Here is a 17,042-nt window from a genome sequence, read left to right as displayed (position 1 = left end):
CGTCCGTAGTCGTGGATATGGCGCTTGCCGCGCCAGCGAACAAGGTGCCTAGTTCCAGCCATGAAACCATCGCTCGTCCTCAAGATGGGTCAGCAGCTGACGATGACCCCGCAGCTGCAACAGGCCATCCGACTGCTCCAGCTCTCCACGCTGGACCTGCAACAGGAAATCCAGGAAGCCCTGGAGTCCAACCCGATGCTGGAGCGCCAGGAAGACGGCGACGACTACGACAACAGCGACCCGCTGGCCGACGGCGACGAATCCGCCGCCAGCCCCGGCAGCAACGCCCAGGACAGCTACCAGGAAAGCACCACTCCGTCTGCCGACAGCCTCGATGAGGACCAGTGGGCCGAGCGCATCCCCAACGAACTGCCGGTCGATACCGCCTGGGAAGACATCTACCAGACCAGCGCCAGCAGCCTGCCCAGCAGCGACGATGACGAGTGGGACTTCACCGCCCGCACCTCCGCCGGCGAAAGCCTGCAGAGCCACCTGCTCTGGCAGGTCAACCTGGCGCCGATGTCCGATACCGACCGCCTGATCGCCCTGAGCATCATCGACGGCATCAACGACGACGGTTACCTCGAAGAATCCCTCGACGACATCCTCGCTTCCCTCGACCCGGAGCTGGGCGTGGAGATGGACGAAGTGGAAGTCGTCCTGCGCCGCGTACAGCAGCTCGAACCCGCCGGCGTCGGCGCGCGCAACCTGCGTGAATGCCTGCTGCTGCAACTGCGCCAGATGCCGGCTAACACCTACCTGCTGGCCGAGGCCCAGAAGCTGGTCGCCGACCACCTCGACCTGCTCGGCAGCCGCGACTACAGCCAACTGATGCGGCGCATGAAGCTCAAGGAAGACGAGCTGCGCGAAACCATCGAACTGATCCAGTCGCTGCACCCGCGCCCCGGCTCGCAGATCGAATCCGGTGAAGCCGAGTACGTGGTGCCCGACGTCATCGTCCGCAAACACAACGAGCGTTGGCTGGTGGAACTGAACCAGGAAGCCGTGCCGCGCCTGCGCGTCAACTCGCAGTACGCCGGCCTGGTGCGCCGCGCCGACTCCAGCGCGGATAACACCTTCATGCGCAACCAGTTGCAGGAAGCCCGCTGGTTCATCAAGAGCCTGCAGAGCCGCAACGAGACGCTGATGAAGGTGGCGACCCAGATCGTCGAGCACCAGCGCGGTTTCCTCGAGTACGGCGAGGAGGCGATGAAGCCCCTGGTCCTGCACGACATCGCCGAAGCCGTGGGCATGCACGAGTCGACCATCTCGCGGGTCACCACGCAGAAATTCATGCACACCCCGCGCGGCATCTTCGAGCTGAAGTACTTCTTCTCCAGCCACGTCAGCACCTCCGAAGGCGGCGAGTGCTCGTCCACCGCGATCCGCGCCATCATCAAGAAACTGGTCGCCGCGGAAAGTCCGAAAAAGCCATTGAGCGACAGCAAGATCGCTGGTTTACTGGAGGCACAGGGCATTCAAGTGGCACGTCGTACCGTCGCCAAGTACCGGGAGTCCCTAGGGATCGCCCCCTCCAGCGAACGCAAGCGGCTGGTATGACGTTGATCCACGCCAAGGTGTTCCGGCGGCAGGCCACCTAACCTGCCACTTACACACGGGCAATAAGGAGAAAGCGGTATGCAAGTCAACATCAGTGGACATCAACTGGATGTGACCGACGCCCTGCGCGACTATGTCGGCGAGAAACTTGGCCGACTGGAGCGCCACTTCGACAAGATCACCAATGTTCAGATCATCATGGAGGTCGAAAAACTGAAGCAGAAAATCGAAGCCACCCTGCATATCGCCGGGGGCGAGGTGGTGGCCTGCGCCGAGCATGAAGACATGTACGCGGCCATCGACCTGCTTGTCGACAAGCTCGACCGCCAACTGATCAAGCACAAGGAAAAATACCTCGAACGCCAGCAGGGTGTTGGCGTCCGTTAACCCTTCCCTATGATTCGACTCGAGCAAATCCTGACCCCCGGCCGTTCCCTGGTGAACGTGCCGGGCGGCAGCAAGAAACGCGTACTCGAACAAATCGCCAACCTGGTAGCTCGCGAGCTGCCAGGTTTCGATGCGCAGGACATCTTCGAAAATCTGGTGGCCCGGGAACGTCTGGGCTCCACCGGATTCGGCAATGGCATCGCCATTCCACACTGCCGCCTCCCCGGCTGCCAATCCCCCATCAGCGCCGTCCTGCACCTGGACTCCCCGGTCGACTTCGACGCCCTCGACGGCGCGCCGGTCGATCTCGTATTCGTCCTGCTGGTCCCCGAAGCCGCCACCGAAGAGCACCTGGAACTGCTCCGGCAGATCGCTTCCATGCTTGACCGTTCCGACGTCCGTGACCGCCTGCGCCACGCCGCCAACGGCGAGGAGCTGCACCGGATCGTCGTGGACTTCCAGAACGGCCACTGATCATGCGCCTGATCATCGTCAGCGGACGCTCCGGCTCGGGCAAGAGCACTGCGCTCAACGTGCTCGAGGACAACGGTTTCTACTGCATCGACAACCTGCCCGCCAGCCTGCTCCCGGACCTGGCGCAACGCGCGCTGTTGCACACCGAGCTGCTGCAGCCGCAGGTCGCCGTCTCGATCGACGCACGCAACCTGCCCAGCCAGTTGCAGCGCTTCCCCGAGCTGCTGCAGGAGGCCCGCGACAAGCACATCCAGTGTGATGTGCTGTACCTCGACGCCGACGATGAAACCCTGCTCAAGCGTTTCTCCGAAACGCGCCGGCGCCACCCGCTGACCACCGACACCCGCTCGCTGGCCGAAGCCATCGCCGACGAGACGCACCTGCTCGCGCCGATCGCCGACCTGGCCGACCTCAAGCTCAACACCACGCACCTGAACCTCTATCAGCTGCGCGACGTGCTCAAGCTGCGCCTGCTGAACAAACCCGAGCTGGGCACCGCCTTCCTGGTCGAATCCTTCGGTTTCAAGCGCGGCATGCCGGTGGACGCCGACCTGGTGTTCGACGTGCGCTGCCTGCCCAATCCGTACTGGAAGCCCGAACTGCGCGAACTCACCGGGCTCGATGAGGATGTCCAGCAATACCTGGCCGGACACCCAGACGTCGAGGAGATGTACCAGGACATCCTCGGCTACCTGAACAAATGGCTGCCGCGCTTCGCCGCGAGCAACCGGGCCTATGTCACCATCGCCATCGGTTGCACCGGTGGCCAGCACCGCTCGACCTACCTGGCCGAGCGTATCGGCAAGGCCCTCAAGGAAACCCTCACCAACGTGCAGATTCGCCACCGCGACCTGAGCCAGTAGCGACACACAACAAAGGACAGCCCCTCGCGATGCCCGCCCTCGAAATCACCATCATCAACAAGCTTGGCCTGCACGCCCGTGCGGCAGCGAAATTCGTCGGCGTGGCGGGACGCTATCCCTGCCAGATCCGCGTGGGGCGCAATCCGCAAAGCACCGTCGACGGCAAGAGCATCATGGCGGTGATGATGCTGGCCGCCGGCAAGGGCACCAACCTGCATCTCGCCGCGGAAGGCGAGCAGGAAGACGAGGCGCTGAACGCACTGGTCGAACTGATCAACAACTACTTCGACGAAGGCGAGTGAACGCCCGGCCACGACGCTCCCTGAATGAAAAAGCCCGCCATCCGGCGGGCTTTTTCATGGGCGGCGGAATCAGTTGCCGGCGACGGTCATGCGCTCCACCAGCACCGAGCCGGTGTGCAGATTGCCGCGGAACTCCAGGTCATTGCCGACGGCCACGATGTTGCGGAACAGATCGCGCAGGTTCGCCGCAATGGTGACTTCCTGCACCGGGAACTGGATCTCGCCGTTCTCGATCCAGTAGCCGCCAGCGCCACGGGAATAGTCGCCGGTGACCAGGTTCACGCCCTGCCCCATCAGCTCGGTCACCAGCAGTCCACGCCCCATGCGGCGAATCAGGGCCGCCTGGTCCTCGTCGCCGTGGCTGACGAACAGATTGTGCACGCCGCCGGCATTCGCGGTGCTCGGCATGCCCAGCTTGCGGCCGGAGTAGGTGCCAAGGACGTAGGAAACCAGATCGCCACCTTCGACGAAGGGCTTGGGATAGGTCGCCAGGCCATCGCTATCGAACGAGGCGCTGCCCAGCGCGCCGGTCAGCCGCGGACGCTCGTCGAGGGTCAGCCACTCGGGGAACAGACGCTGCCCCAGCGTGCCTTCGAGGAACGACGACTTGCGGTACAGGCTGCCGCCGGAGATGGCGCCGAGGAAGTGACCGAACAGCCCCACCGCGACTTCCGGGGCGAACAGCACAGGCACCTCGGCGGTCGGTACCGGGCGCGCGCCCAGACGGCTGGCGGCGCGCTCGGCGGCGCGACGACCGATGGATTCGGGCGTGGCCAGCAGGTCGCCACGGCGGTTCACGTCGTACCAGTAGTCCCGCTGCATCTGCCCCTCACCCTCGGCGATCATCACGCAGCTCAGGCTATGCCGGGTGCTGGCGTAGCCGCCGACGAAACCGTGGCTGTTGCCGTAGACGCGGCAGCCCTGGTGGGTGTTCACCGTGGTGCCGTCGGCCTTGGTCACCCGCGCGTCCGCGGCGAAGGCGGCCGCCTCGCAGGCCAGCGCGCGTTCCACCGCCTGGTCCGGGGTGATCGACCAGGCGTGGTAGAGGTCCAGGTCCGGCAGGTCCCGGGCCATCAGCGCCGGATCGGCGAGACCGGCGCAGTCATCCTCGGACGCGTGCCTGGCGATGGCCAGCGCCGCCGCCACGGTTTCGCGAATGGCGTCGGCGCCGGTGGCCGAGGTGCTGGCCGACCCTTTGCGCTGACCGACATACAGGGTGATGCCGAAGCCCTGGTCGCGGTTGAACTCGACGGTCTCCACCTCGCCCTGGCGTACCGAAGTGGACAATCCCTGCTCCACCGAAACCGCCACCTCGCAGGCGCTGGCGCCCTGCCGGGAAGCCTCGGCGATGATCCGCTCGACCTGCTCGCGCAGTTCGGGAAGGACGTCCGGGCCTACCGCCGGGTTGTGTTCGCTCATTGCATGCCTCTCCTGTTCATGGACCGGACCCGCCTTCAGGCGGCGGCGACCGGTACGGGCCGGACAAGCGGCCCCTGACTCGTTATCATGGCGGCGTTTTCAACGAGACCCCCGCCATGGCTGAAATTCACGATGACGACTCGTCCTTCGAAGAGAAGAGCAAGTCGCAAGTAAAACGCGAGCTGCACGCACTGCAGGACCTCGGCGAGCGCCTGATCACGCTCAAGGCCGACATGCTCGACCGGCTGCCACTCACCGAGCCGCTGCGCCGCGCGCTCGACGAGGCGCCCAAGCACAAGGCCAATGTCGCCAAGAAGCGCCACCGGCAGTTCATCGGCAAGCTGATGCGCGACCAGGACATCGACGCCATCGTCGCGCTGCTGGACCAGCTCGACAGCTCGACCCGCCAGTACAACGAGCGCTTCCACGCCCTGGAGCGCTGGCGCGACCGCCTGATCAGCGGCGGCGACGACGCACTGTCCGCGTTCTTCGGCGAATACCCGGACAGCGACCGGCAGCACCTGCTGCAGCTGATCCGCCACGCCCAGCACGAGGCCGCTCACGACAAGCCTCCGGCAGCGGCGCGGAAGATCTTCAAGTACATCCGCGAGCTGGACGAGCTCAAACGCGGCCTGCGCTGAGCAGCCGCGTCCCGCGCAACCCGCCTCACCCGCAACGGCCTCAGGCGCCCGTGCCGCCGACGGTGATCGCGTCGATCTTCAGGGTCGGCTGACCGACGCCGACCGGCACGGACTGGCCGTCCTTGCCGCAGGTGCCCACGCCGCTGTCCAGCGCCAGGTCGTTGCCGACCATGGACACCCGGCTCATCACTTCCGGACCGTTGCCGATCAGGGTCGCGCCCTTCACCGGGCGGGTGATCCTGCCGTTCTCGATCAGGTAGGCCTCGCTGGTGGCGAAGACGAACTTGCCACTGGTGATGTCCACCTGGCCGCCGCCGAGGTTGGCGCAGTAGATGCCGCGCTCGACGCTGGCGATGATTTCTTCCGGCTCGCTCTGCCCGGCCAGCATGTAGGTGTTGGTCATGCGCGGCATCGGCAGGTGCGCGTAGGACTCGCGGCGGCCGTTGCCGGTGCGCGCAACGCCCATCAGGCGGGCGTTGAGCTTGTCCTGCATGTAGCCCTTGAGCACGCCGTTCTCGATCAGCACGTTGCAGTTCGTCGGCGTGCCTTCGTCGTCCACCGACAGCGAACCCCGGCGACCGGCCAGGGTGCCGTCGTCGACGATGGTGCACAGGCCGGAGGCGACCTTCTCGCCCATGCGGCCGCTGTAGGCCGAGCTGCCCTTGCGGTTGAAGTCGCCTTCCAGGCCGTGGCCCACCGCTTCGTGCAACAGCACCCCGGACCAGCCGGCGCCCATCACCACCGGCAGGCTGCCGGCCGGCGCGGGCACCGCTTCGAGGTTGACCAGCGCCTGGCGCAACGCCTCGCGGGCGTAGCTCATGGCGCGGACTTCCTGCAGCCCATTCTTTTCTAAGAAGTAGCGATAGTCGGTACGTCCGCCGCCGCCGTGGCCGCCGCGCTCGCGACGGCCGTTCTGCTCGACGATGACGCTGACGTTGAAACGCACCAGCGGGCGGATGTCCGCCGCCAGCGAGCCGTCCGCCGCGGCGACCAGCACCTGGTCCCAGACGCCGGCGAGGCTCACGGTGACCTGCTGGATGCGCGGGTCGAGGGCGCGGGTGGCGGCGTCGATCTTCTGCAGCAGTTCCACCTTTTCCGCGCGGCTGAGCACATCCAGCGGATTCTCGCCGGCGTACAGGCGCTGCGGCGCCACGGCGTTGAATGCCTGCACCCGGCCATTCTGCCCGGCACGGGAAATCGAACGGGCCGCGCGGGCGGCCTGGACCAGCGCCTCGTGGGTGATCGCATTGCTGTAGGCGAAGCCGGTTTTCTCGCCGGACTGCGCGCGCACGCCGACGCCCTGGTCCATGTGGAAGCTGCCTTCCTTGACGATGCCGTCTTCGAGCATCCAGGACTCGGACACCTGGCTCTGGAAGTACAGGTCGGCCGCATCGATGCCCGGGCCGCTGAGTTCATGCAGCACCGGCGACAACCGCTCGATGTCCAGGCCACCGGGGGTCAGCAGGTGCTGGCTGACGGATGACAACAGTTCGCTCATATCTACTCCGTACGCGCCGGTCGCGGTTCGACCGGCGGGAAAAATCGTCTGTGCCGGGCAATCGGCATGCGCTGCCGGACCGCCGCCTGCTCCCCGCTGTCACGCTCGGCCAGCAGAACGGCCTCGCCCTTGGCCTGCTGGACCAGAATACGCCCCCAGGGATCGACGATCGCCGATTGCCCCCAGGTTTCCCGTCCCTTGGGATGGGTGCCGCCCTGCCCGGCCGCCAGCAGGTAGCACTGGGTCTCGATGGCGCGGGCGCGGATCAGCACTTCCCAGTGCGCCGCGCCGGTCACCGCGGTGAAGGCCGCCGGCGCGCTGATCAGTTCCGCGCCGGCCTCGCGCAGCGCGGTGTAGAGCTCGGGGAAGCGCAGGTCGTAGCAGACCGTCAGCCCCAGGCGCCCGACCGGCGTGTCGGCCACCACCACGCGCTGGCCGAAGGCGTAGTCGTCCGACTCGCGATAGCGGCCACGGGCGTCGGCGACGTCCACGTCGAACAGGTGCAGCTTGTCGTAGCGCGCCGCCACCTCGCCCCGATCGTCGATCAGCAGCGAACAGGCATTGGCCTTGGCCTCCGGCTGGCCGGCCGGGGGCAGCGGCAGGGTTCCGCCGACTATCCACAACCTGAGGTCGCGGGCGGCGCTTTTCAACCAGGGCAGGATCGGCCCCTCGCCCCTCGCCTCGGCACGGCCGAGCTCGGCGAGATCGCGGCGGCCCATGGCGGCGAAGTTCTCCGGCAGGACCGCGAGACGCGCGCCATCCCGGGCGGCCTGCTCGAGCAGGCGACGAGCGGCGGCGAGATTGGCCAGGACATCGTCCTGGCTGACCATCTGGATGACGGCGATGGGCATGGTTAGCTCCGGCTGTGTCCGTAGGTCATGCTAACCGATGCCCGGCGACTCTGCTCAACGGCTGCCTTCGAAGGGGCGCTGGAAGGTGATGACCGGGCTCTGCCACGGACCTTTCACGCTGTACCGCACGCTGGCGAAGCGCGAGACCTTGTCGCCCAGCAGCTGGTCCACCACGAACAGCGCGCCGCCCACCGCCGGCGCGCCGACGATCAGCGCCGCCAGCGGCAGGTTGTTGGTCACCGGCAGGGTCACCAGCAGACTGGCGTCGATCTGGTCGTGGGCCAGGTCCAGCGTCCCGTTCAGCTCCAGGGTGCTCGACGGCCCGGTCAGGCGCAGCGGTTCGCGGGTGAAGAACACGCCATCGGTGGCGGTGAGCACGCCGGTTACCCGGTCGTAGCTCAGGCCCCGGCCCAGCAGGTCGGAGAAGTCCAGGCGCAGGCGGCGGTTGATGGCGTTGAAGTTGAGCAGGCCGAACACGCGCAGGGCGTTGGCGCCGCCTTCCACCTCGACGAACGCGCCCCTGCGCAGGCTGGCGTCCACGGTGCCGCCGAAGCGCCGCAGGCTCAGCGCCGCCGGCGACCCCGGCCAGTTGCCGTTGATATCGACGCGGAAGCGCTCGCTGGTGACGCTGGGCGCGAAATCCCAGGCGGTCAGCACATCGGCCAGGTTCTTGCCATCCAGGCGCCCCTGGAAGCTGCTGCGCGCCGTGCCGGCCATGCCGTCCCAGCGCAGCGTGCCCTTGACCGCCAGCCCGCGCAGGTTGAGCGACACATTGTTGAAGCTGGTGCCGGTCGGCGTCGGCCGCAGGTTGAAACTCCAGGCGCCGACCGGCTTTCCGGCCTTGATGACCTGGCGGATCGACACATCCATGGCCGGCAGCGAGCGCGGATCGATGTTGGCCAGGGGATCGGGGGCGACCACCGCGCCGGGCGAGTCGATGGCCTCGCCCTTCGGCAGGTCGATGCGGTCCAGCTTGACCTGGATCGGCCGGCTGCCGCCATCGGGCACGGTGACCTTGCCGGACACCAGCGAGCTGCCCAGGTCCAGTTGCCAGCTGCTGTCGACCCGCGCGAGGTCCAGGCTGAGATTGTCCAGGCTCTGTCCGAAGCCCGTGACCCGCCCGATCTGCAGGTCGGCGCCACGGAGCAGGCCGGCGGCACCCTCGACGCCGCTGTTGGAGTATTTCGTCAGGAAGGCCTTCCAGGCCTCGGCATCCACTTCATCGACGCGGCCGCGCACCTGCAGGCCGCTCCAGTTCGGCAGCAGCGCGGGGTCGCCGCCCAGGCGCAGGACTCCGCGCCCGCCAAGCGGCTGCTCCGCCGGAGCGGCATAGGCCAGGCTGGCGCGGTCGCCATAGGTCGCCCAGTAACGCCGCTCCGGCCCGTCGAGGGTCATGCGCCACTCGCTTTCGCGGGTTTCGGCGGCGGTCTTGCCGAAGGGCGCGGGCATGTCGATGGCGACGCCCTGCAGGTTGGAGGTGACCTGCAACTGGCTGTCCCTGCCGTCCAGCAGCAGGTTCAACTGGAACGGAATGCGACCGTCCACCGGCAGTTGCTTCTGCACCTTGGCCCAGCCCAGCAGGCTCCTGACCGGCATCTGCCCGCCCACCAGCACGCGGCTGCGCGGCGCGCCATTGCGCCCTTCGGCGCGAATCCTGCCGGTGATCCGGCTGCCCAGCACCTGGGCCGAGACGTTCTGCGCACTCAGGCCGCTGTCGGTGTCGTAGCGGAACTGGCCCTGCAGCCGTTCGAGATCGAGCTCGGGCCGGGCGATCTTCAACCGCGCGGACTCGGTGGCGAAGTCGACGATGACCCGCGCCTGCCTGGCCTGGTCCTTGGCCAGCGGGATATCGAGATTGAGGTGGCCACCGAGGTCGCCTTCGCCCTGCCAGCCGGCGAAGGTCTGGTTCGCGCCGATGGGCGAGTCCTGGAGGATCTTCAGGCCATCGCCCAGGTTGCTGTCGATGTCGCCATCCACGTGCAGGTGGGAAACCTCGCCGCTCGGTACATGGGGAATCGCCACCGACACGTTGCGCACCTGGCTGTCGAGTATCTGCCCGGACTGCGCGGTGATGCTGACGCCGGTGTCCTCCACCCGCACCTCACCCTCGGCCTTGCTCAGGGCCGGCCAGCCCGGCTGGTAGTCGAGCTCGCCATCGTGGACCTTGAAGTACAGGCTCAGGGCGTGCGACTCGGGCGCCGAACCCTTCTGCAGCGAGCCCTGCCAGAGGAAGTAGCCCTGCTCGATGCGCCCGCCCTTGATCGAGCTCTTCAGCCAGTCGGCGAGGTTCCTGCTCATCTGCGGGATGACCGTGGGCAGGTAGCGGCTGGTGAAGCGCGCGTCGCCGTTGCTGATGGCGACCCGCAGGTCCATGTAGTCCTCCAGCGCCGGGTCGCGCATCAGGCGGATCAGCATGTCACCGGCGAGGTTGCCCTCCTCGCCCTCGACCTTCATCAGGTGGCTGCCGAGGGTGAAGGCCTCGTCGTTGAGCTGGAAGAACAGGCGCGCATGGGCGCTGCGGTAATGCCAGGGCTCGGGGAACAGGGTCGCCAGGTGCAGCATGAAGTCCTGGGCCGAGGCGTCCAGCTGGCCGCCGCCGAGATTGCCGCTGACGGTGCCGTCGACGTTGGCCACCGCCGGCACTTCATGGAAGGCGCTGACGCCGACCTTCTCCAGGTTGGCGGCGTAGGTCAGGCGCTCGGCGCCCTCGCGCTGCGGCCAGTAGTCGAAGTTGAGGTTGTGCAGCACGCCGCGCGGCTGCAGCCCGTCGAGCCACTCGACGATCTTGTCCGGCAACGGCGCCAGGGCGGTGATCATCGGGCCCAGCGGGGTCAGGTCGAGGCGGTCGGCCTGCAGTTGCCAGTGCTCCTCGTCCTTCATCCGCCGCGTCAGGGACAGTTCCGCCTCGCCCCAGCGGGTATCGCCCAGGTTGGCCGCCAGGTCGGCGACGCGCAGGTCGAAGTCCTCGCCGTTGCGCTGGAAATACAGGCTCACGCCGAGATCGCCCAGGCTGACGGGCTTCTGTTCGCCCAGCGCGACCTTGATCGCCGGCGCATTGAGGCGCGCAACGGCCGAGACCGGCACGCCCTTCTCGATGCTCGTCCAGAACTCGCCGCCGGCCTTGAGTTCGGAGAGTTTCCAGGCCCCGGTCAGGCGCCCGGGCAGCCACTTCGACCAGTCCGTCTGCGGCAGGCTCAGATAGGCGTCCGCCGAGCTCTGCCGCCAGTCGTCGCGGTTCAGGCGGGATTCCAGGCGGGCCGCGACGGGCTGGCCGTCCGGCAGCGTCAGGCGCGCGTCGAGGTGCTGGCGGCCGCCGCTGTACAAGGTCATGCCGACATAGCTCAGCGACAGGGGCTCGGCGCCCTGCGGCAGCACGGTCAGTTGGCTGTCCATCAGCGACAGGCGGCGCGGCGCCAGCAGCAGGTCGATCAGCCGGCGCGGATCGGTGTCGCCGCCGCGGCTGGGCAGCCCGTCGGCGCGCCACTGGCCCTGTTCGTCCTCGCGCAGGGTGAGCTGCAGGCCTTCCAGCTCCAGGCTATCGATACGCGGCTGGCGCGCCATCAGGCTGCCGAGGATGTCGGGAGTCAGGCGCACGTGCTCCAGGCGCAGCGCATCGTTGCCCTCGCCCAGCTGGATATCGCGCACCACGATGATCGGGCCGAAGCCCTGCCAGTGGCCTTCGAGCGCGCCGATGGTCACCGGCAGGCCGAGCTGGGCGGCGGCCCGCTGCGCCAGGTCGTCGCGGTACTCGGCCACCAGCGGCACCAGATGGCGCCCCAGGCTGACGTACAGCGCGAGCAGCACCAGCCCCAGGGCCAGCAGCCCCAGGACCACCCGCAGCGACGCAGCGAACAGGCGCCCCATGTCAGTCAGGCACCCGTGGAAGAAGGCGAACGGTCATCGAACTGGCTCCCGGCCATACGTAGCGAACCCCGTCTGACAGCGCGGGTCGTCGAAAGCTCCGCAAACGCCCGTTGCAGAGCGTCGCACCACGGGGAGCCAGGACATTGGGACCTGCCCCTCAAAGCAGGACAACGTCGTACTGTTCCTGGGAGTACATGGCCTCGACCTGGAACTTGATGGGCCGGCCGATGAACACCTCCAGATCGGCGACGTTGCCCGACTCCTCGTCGAGCAGGCGGTCCACCACCTTCTGGTTGGCCAGCACCAGGTAGGAATCGGCCTGGTAGGCGCGGGCCTCGCGGAGGATTTCGCGGAAGATCTCGTAGCAGATGGTCTCGGCGGTCTTCAGCATGCCGCGCCCCTGGCAGCTCGGGCAGGGCTCGCAGAGCACCTGCACCAGGCTTTCGCGGGTGCGCTTGCGGGTCATCTGCACCAGGCCCAGTTCGGTGATGCCGATGATGTTGGTCTTGGCATGGTCGCGTTCGAGCTGCTTCTCCAGGGTCCGCAGGACCTGGCGGCGGTGCTCTTCGTCTTCCATGTCGATGAAATCGATGATGATGATCCCGCCCAGGTTGCGCAGGCGCAGCTGGCGGGCGATGGCGGTGGCGGCCTCGAGGTTGGTCTTGAAGATGGTCTCTTCGAGATTGCGGTGGCCGACGAAGGCGCCGGTGTTCACGTCGATGGTGGTCATCGCCTCGGTCGGGTCGATGATCAGGTAGCCGCCGGACTTGAGCAGGACCTTGCGCTCCAGCGCCTTCTGCACCTCGTCCTCGACCCCGTAGAGGTCGAAGATCGGCCGCTCGCCGGGGTAGTGCTCCAGGCGGTCGGCGATTTCCGGCATCAGTTCTTCGACGAACTGCGTGATCTTGTGGAAGTTCTCCCGCGAATCGACGCGGATCTTCTCGATCCGCGGATTGACCAGGTCGCGCAGGGTGCGCAGGGCCAGGGACAGGTCCTCGTAGATCAGGGTCGGCGCGCCGACGGTCTGGATCTGCGCGGCGATCTGGTCCCACAGGCGGCGCAGGTAGCGGATGTCGGCGAGGATTTCGTCCTCCCCGGCGCCCTCGGCGGCGGTGCGCAGGATGAAGCCGCCCTGCTCGACGATGCCTTCGGCCGCCACGCACTTGGCCACCACCTGCTTGAGGCGCTCGCGCTCGACTTCGTCCTCGATCTTCAGGGAAATGCCGACGTGGCTGGTGCGCGGCATGTACACCAGGTAGCGCGACGGAATCGACAGGTGGGTGGTCAGGCGCGCGCCCTTGGTGCCGATGGGGTCCTTGGTGACCTGCACCACCAGGCTCTGGCCCTCGTGCACCAGCGCGCCGATGTTCTCCACCGCGCTGCCTTCGCGGGTGGATATCTCGGCCGCATGGATGAAGGCCGCGCGTTCCAGGCCGACGTCGACGAAGGCCGCCTGCATGCCCGGCAGCACGCGCACGACCTTGCCCTTGTAGATGTTGCCGACGATCCCGCGGCGCAACGTGCGCTCGACGTGGACCTCCTGCAGGACGCCGTTCTCCACCACCGCCACGCGCGATTCCATCGGCGTGATATTGATCAGGATCTCTTCGCTCATGCGCCCTTCCTTATCGCGCCCGGAGTCGTGCAGCGCTACTTCGTGATCAAGACTGCCAGCAAGGGATGGAGAAGTCAGCCAGCAGTGCCGCAGTTTCGCACAGCGGCAGGCCGACCACGGCGCTGTAGCTGCCCTCCACGCGGCTGACGAAGACTGCCGCGAGCCCCTGGATAGCATAGCCACCCGCCTTGTCCTGCGGCTCGCCAGTCTCCCAATAGCGCTCGGCCTCCGCCAGCGAAACGCCGCGGAAGGTCACGCGGCTGCTGACGACCCGCGCCTCGCAGCGGTCGCGGTTGGCCACGGCCACCGCGGTGAGCACCTCGTGTTCGCGGCCGGACAGCAGCTGCAGCATGGCCACGGCGTCGGCGCGATCGGCCGGCTTGCCGAGGATGCGCCCGTCGAGCACGACGGCGGTATCGGCGCCCAGCACGCAGACATCCGCCCGCTGCGCGAGGAAGTTCAGCCCCGCCAGCGCCTTGCCGCGCGCCAGCCGCTCGACATAGGCGGTGGCCGACTCGCCTTCCTCGATCGTTTCGTCGATGGAGGCGGGCACGATATGAAACGGCAGACCGATCTGGGCCAGCAGCTCGCGGCGGCGCGGCGAACTGGAAGCGAGGTACAAGGACATCGGAGACTCCCGAAACCGCTCCGGCGCAAGTGGCGCCAGACCCGGCGAAACGCCCCGCAGCGGGGCCTCAGTTGATGTTCAGGCGCAGGCGCAGGGCCCGGAGCAGCGTGTAGACCCACGGCCAGAGCAGGGCACTGACCAGCGCCGGCAGCAGGAACGCCAGGGTCGGCGGACGGTTGCCGGTCAAGGCGCTGAGCCAGAGCTGGACCAGCTGTGCCAGGCCGAACACCACCAGCAGCACCAGGCATTGCTGCCAGATGGGGAACATCCGCAAGCGCTGGTGCAGCGACAGCACCAGGAAAATGATCAGGCTGAGGACCAGCGCGTTCTGCCCCAGCAGGGTGCCGTAGAGCACATCCTCGGCCAGGCCCAGCACCCAGGCGCTGAGCATGCCGACCTTGTGCGGCAGGTAGAGCACCCAGTAGGTCAGGAACATCGCCAGCCACAGCGGCCGGCCGATCTCCATGAAACTGGGCATCGGCGCCACCGAGAGCATCAGCGCCAGGAGCAGGCTGAGCCAGATCGCCCAGCCGTTTTGCGCGCCCTGGGCGGCCATCAGTGACGTTTCCCTGCGTCGGATTGCGCCGGAGCCGGAGCCACCGGCGCGGCGCCACTGGCGCTGGACGGATGCGCCGGCCTGGCGGCGGGGGCCGCCGGATGAGCGGCGTCCTGTGTCGGCGCGGGCGCAGGTGCGGGCGCGGCGGCAGCGGTTCCGGGCTGGGCCGGGGCGGTGGACTCGGCGGCCTTGCGGTCAGCCTCGGCCTGCGCCTCGGCGGCATCGGTGGCGCGCTGCTCGGGGGTGCGGCTGTCGCTGAAGACCAGCAGCACATAGCGGCTGCGGTTCATCTTCGCGGTGGGCACGGCGCGGATGGTGGCGAAAGGCCCGCCGGTGTCGTGCAGCACTTCCTTGACGGTGGCCACCGGATAGCCGGCGGGGAAGCGCTGGCCAAGGCCGGAGCTGACCAGCAGGTCGCCTTCCTTGATGTCGGCGGTATCGGCGACGTAGCGCAGCTCCAGACGTTCCGGGTTGCCGGTGCCCACGGCGATGGCGCGCAGGCCATTGCGGTTCACCTGTACCGGAATGCTGTGGGTGGTGTCGGTCAGCAGCAGGACGCGGGCGGCGTAGGGCAGCACCTCGACCACCTGCCCCATCAGGCCGCTGGCGTCGAGCACCGGCTGGCCCTGGAACACGCCGTCCTTCTCGCCCTTGTCGATCAGTATGCGCTGGGTGAACGGGTTGGGGTCGACGCCGATCAGCTCGCCCACCAGCACCTTGTCGTCGACCAGGGCGGAGGAGTTGAGCAGTTCGCGCAGGCGCACGTTCTGTTCGGTCAGGGTGGCCAGCTTCTGCAGGCGGCGCTGCATCAGCAGTTGCTCGGCCTTCAGGCGCTCGTTCTCGGCGAGCAGCTCGCTGCGGCTGGTGAACTGGTCACGCACGCCTTCCCAGGCGCGAACCGGGATATCGGCGATGCCATAGAAGGGAGTCAGCACCAGCCCCATCTGGCTGCGTACCGGCTTGAGATAATCGAAGCGGGCGTCGACCACCATCAAGGCGACCGACAGGACGGCGAGCACCAGCAGGCGCGCGCCCAGCGAGGGCCCTTTGGAGAATATCGGTTTGATGACCGGCTCCTAGCTGTGCGAGGTCGGTTGAAGTTCCACCCGCCCGGGCGAAAGGTCAACCGACCTCTCCAGGGCTCCCACCTTATTCGGTGGAAAGCAGGTCCATGGAGTGGCGATCCATCATTTCCAGCGCCTTGCCGCCGCCACGGGCCACGCAGGTCAGCGGGTCCTCGGCGACGATCACCGGCAGGCCGGTTTCCTGGGCCAGCAGCTTGTCCAGGTCGCGCAGCAGCGCGCCACCGCCGGTCAGCACCAGGCCGCGCTCGGCGATGTCGGAAGCCAGTTCCGGCGGGGACTGCTCCAGGGCGCTCTTGACCGCCTGGACGATGGTCGCCAGGGATTCCTGCAGCGCTTCGAGCACTTCGTTGGAGTTCAGGGTGAAGCTGCGCGGTACGCCTTCGGCCAGGTTGCGGCCACGGACGTCGACTTCGCGGACTTCGCCGCCCGGGAAGGCGGTGCCGATTTCCTGCTTGATGCGCTCGGCGGTGGATTCGCCGATCAGGCTGCCGTAGTTGCGGCGCACGTAGGTGACGATGGCTTCGTCGAAGCGGTCGCCGCCGACGCGGACGGATTCGGCGTAGACCACGCCGTTGAGGGAGATCAGGGCGATCTCGGTGGTGCCGCCGCCGATGTCGACGACCATGGAACCACGGGCCTCTTCCACCGGCAGGCCGGCGCCGATGGCCGCGGCCATCGGTTCTTCGATCAGGTACACCTCGCGGGCGCCGGCGCCCAGGGCCGATTCGCGGATGGCGCGGCGTTCAACCTGGGTGGACTTGCACGGCACGCAGATCAGCACGCGCGGGCTGGGCTGCAGGAAGCTGTTCTCGTGAACCTTGTTGATGAAGTACTGCAGCATCTTCTCGCAGACGCTGAAATCGGCGATCACGCCGTCCTTCATCGGGCGAATGGCAGCAATGTTGCCCGGGGTACGGCCCAGCATGCGCTTGGCTTCGGTACCGACGGCCACCACGCTCTTCTGGCTGCCGTGGCTGCGGATGGCGACCACGGACGGCTCGTTCAGGACGATGCCGCGCTCGCGCACATAAATAAGGGTATTGGCAGTGCCCAGGTCGATCGACAGATCACTGGAAAACATGCCACGCAGTTTTTTGAACATTGGAAAGAAACCCGTAGGTGGAGCGTGGGTGAAAAATGCGCGGGTAAAAAAGTGCGGCAAACTCTAACAATCACGGGGATTTTGGGCAAGGCGGCAATTTATGCTAGATTCCTCGTTTCTCCGGGCCTGCAGCGCCCGTCCCAGCGGCCTTCGACTGTCTGCCGCGGGTTCTGTTCCCTGCCCCACAAATTCCGTCC

General features: G+C 67.3%; 15 protein-coding genes. 6 read left to right on the top strand and 9 right to left on the bottom strand.

Annotated features, from left to right (window positions below; translation table 11 throughout):
* The first annotated feature begins 60 nt into the window (after positions 1 to 60).
* From AC3B6A_RS05175 to AC3B6A_RS05155, 5 genes are all read left to right on the top strand, one after another.
* Positions 61 to 1,560, top strand: a complete 1,500-nt coding sequence (locus AC3B6A_RS05175) for an RNA polymerase factor sigma-54 (protein WP_488401228.1) — start codon at positions 61 to 63, stop codon at positions 1,558 to 1,560.
* Between the two features lie 78 nt (positions 1,561 to 1,638).
* Complete coding sequence (hpf, locus tag AC3B6A_RS05170) at positions 1,639 to 1,947, top strand: ribosome hibernation-promoting factor, HPF/YfiA family (protein WP_488401227.1); 309 nt, start codon at positions 1,639 to 1,641, stop codon at positions 1,945 to 1,947.
* A 9-nt stretch (positions 1,948 to 1,956) separates the two neighbouring features.
* The gene (gene ptsN, locus AC3B6A_RS05165) at positions 1,957 to 2,421 is read left to right on the top strand and encodes a PTS IIA-like nitrogen regulatory protein PtsN (RefSeq protein ID WP_488401226.1); all 465 of its coding nucleotides are present in this window, start codon (positions 1,957 to 1,959) and stop codon (positions 2,419 to 2,421) included.
* A gap of 2 nt (positions 2,422 to 2,423) precedes the next feature.
* Entirely contained in the window at positions 2,424 to 3,284 is an 861-nt protein-coding gene (rapZ, locus tag AC3B6A_RS05160) for an RNase adapter RapZ (protein ID WP_488401225.1), read from the top strand.
* Between the two features lie 29 nt (positions 3,285 to 3,313).
* On the top strand, positions 3,314 to 3,586 hold the full coding sequence (locus tag AC3B6A_RS05155) for an HPr family phosphocarrier protein (protein WP_488401224.1): 273 nt from the start codon (positions 3,314 to 3,316) through the stop codon (positions 3,584 to 3,586).
* 69 nt (positions 3,587 to 3,655) lie between these two features.
* Here AC3B6A_RS05155 and pmbA read toward each other — a convergent pair whose 3' ends face one another.
* Positions 3,656 to 5,005 (bottom strand): metalloprotease PmbA, encoded by a 1,350-nt coding sequence (gene pmbA / locus AC3B6A_RS05150; protein ID WP_488401223.1) that lies wholly within the window; start codon positions 5,003 to 5,005, stop codon positions 3,656 to 3,658.
* A gap of 116 nt (positions 5,006 to 5,121) precedes the next feature.
* On the opposite strand from pmbA, the gene yjgA reads away from it, so the two are divergent.
* On the top strand, positions 5,122 to 5,646 hold the full coding sequence (yjgA, locus tag AC3B6A_RS05145; RefSeq protein ID WP_488401222.1) for a ribosome biogenesis factor YjgA: 525 nt from the start codon (positions 5,122 to 5,124) through the stop codon (positions 5,644 to 5,646).
* A gap of 40 nt (positions 5,647 to 5,686) precedes the next feature.
* Here the strand turns inward: yjgA and tldD are convergent, their stop codons facing one another.
* From tldD to mreB, 8 genes are all read right to left on the bottom strand, one after another.
* Positions 5,687 to 7,144 (bottom strand): metalloprotease TldD, encoded by a 1,458-nt coding sequence (gene tldD / locus AC3B6A_RS05140; protein ID WP_488401221.1) that lies wholly within the window; start codon positions 7,142 to 7,144, stop codon positions 5,687 to 5,689.
* A gap of 2 nt (positions 7,145 to 7,146) precedes the next feature.
* A complete protein-coding gene (locus tag AC3B6A_RS05135; RefSeq protein ID WP_488401220.1) occupies positions 7,147 to 7,995 on the bottom strand; it encodes a carbon-nitrogen hydrolase family protein in 849 nt (282 codons plus the stop codon).
* Positions 7,996 to 8,049: 54 nt separating this feature from the next.
* Positions 8,050 to 11,868: a YhdP family protein gene (locus tag AC3B6A_RS05130; protein ID WP_488403519.1), complete on the bottom strand. Its 3,819-nt coding sequence runs from the start codon at positions 11,866 to 11,868 to the stop codon at positions 8,050 to 8,052.
* 148 nt (positions 11,869 to 12,016) lie between these two features.
* Positions 12,017 to 13,474, bottom strand: coding sequence for a ribonuclease G (rng, locus tag AC3B6A_RS05125; RefSeq protein WP_488401219.1), 1,458 nt, complete (start codon positions 13,472 to 13,474; stop codon positions 12,017 to 12,019).
* A 46-nt stretch (positions 13,475 to 13,520) separates the two neighbouring features.
* A complete protein-coding gene (locus AC3B6A_RS05120) occupies positions 13,521 to 14,102 on the bottom strand; it encodes a Maf family protein (protein ID WP_488401218.1) in 582 nt (193 codons plus the stop codon).
* A 67-nt stretch (positions 14,103 to 14,169) separates the two neighbouring features.
* Positions 14,170 to 14,658: a rod shape-determining protein MreD gene (gene mreD, locus AC3B6A_RS05115; RefSeq protein WP_488401217.1), complete on the bottom strand. Its 489-nt coding sequence runs from the start codon at positions 14,656 to 14,658 to the stop codon at positions 14,170 to 14,172.
* Positions 14,658 to 15,677, bottom strand: coding sequence for a rod shape-determining protein MreC (gene mreC, locus AC3B6A_RS05110; RefSeq protein ID WP_488401216.1), 1,020 nt, complete (start codon positions 15,675 to 15,677; stop codon positions 14,658 to 14,660). The genes mreD and mreC overlap by 1 nt, the downstream gene beginning before the upstream one ends.
* 130 nt (positions 15,678 to 15,807) lie before the next feature.
* Positions 15,808 to 16,845, bottom strand: coding sequence for a rod shape-determining protein MreB (mreB, locus tag AC3B6A_RS05105; RefSeq protein WP_017518164.1), 1,038 nt, complete (start codon positions 16,843 to 16,845; stop codon positions 15,808 to 15,810).
* Between the last annotated feature and the right edge of the window lie 197 nt (positions 16,846 to 17,042).

The organism is Pseudomonas sp. B12(2026) (assembly GCF_057767015.1).
This window is presented reverse-complemented; position numbering and strand designations above follow the sequence as displayed.

Bases quoted from the DNA above. Each gene is read 5' to 3' on its own strand.
- hpf (WP_488401227.1), top strand. From the start codon at position 1,639: ATGCAAGTCAACATCAGTGGACATCAACTGGATGTGACCGACGCCCTG.
- tldD (WP_488401221.1), bottom strand. From the start codon at position 7,144: ATGAGCGAACTGTTGTCATCCGTCAGCCAGCACCTGCTGACCCCCGGT.
- AC3B6A_RS05135 (WP_488401220.1), bottom strand. From the start codon at position 7,995: ATGCCCATCGCCGTCATCCAGATGGTCAGCCAGGACGATGTCCTGGCC.
- AC3B6A_RS05175 (WP_488401228.1), top strand. From the start codon at position 61: ATGAAACCATCGCTCGTCCTCAAGATGGGTCAGCAGCTGACGATGACC.
- pmbA (WP_488401223.1), bottom strand. From the start codon at position 5,005: ATGAGCGAACACAACCCGGCGGTAGGCCCGGACGTCCTTCCCGAACTG.
- ptsN (WP_488401226.1), top strand. From the start codon at position 1,957: ATGATTCGACTCGAGCAAATCCTGACCCCCGGCCGTTCCCTGGTGAAC.
- mreB (WP_017518164.1), bottom strand. From the start codon at position 16,845: ATGTTCAAAAAACTGCGTGGCATGTTTTCCAGTGATCTGTCGATCGAC.
- rng (WP_488401219.1), bottom strand. From the start codon at position 13,474: ATGAGCGAAGAGATCCTGATCAATATCACGCCGATGGAATCGCGCGTG.
- rapZ (WP_488401225.1), top strand. From the start codon at position 2,424: ATGCGCCTGATCATCGTCAGCGGACGCTCCGGCTCGGGCAAGAGCACT.
- yjgA (WP_488401222.1), top strand. From the start codon at position 5,122: ATGGCTGAAATTCACGATGACGACTCGTCCTTCGAAGAGAAGAGCAAG.
- AC3B6A_RS05120 (WP_488401218.1), bottom strand. From the start codon at position 14,102: ATGTCCTTGTACCTCGCTTCCAGTTCGCCGCGCCGCCGCGAGCTGCTG.
- mreD (WP_488401217.1), bottom strand. From the start codon at position 14,658: ATGGCCGCCCAGGGCGCGCAAAACGGCTGGGCGATCTGGCTCAGCCTG.
- AC3B6A_RS05155 (WP_488401224.1), top strand. From the start codon at position 3,314: ATGCCCGCCCTCGAAATCACCATCATCAACAAGCTTGGCCTGCACGCC.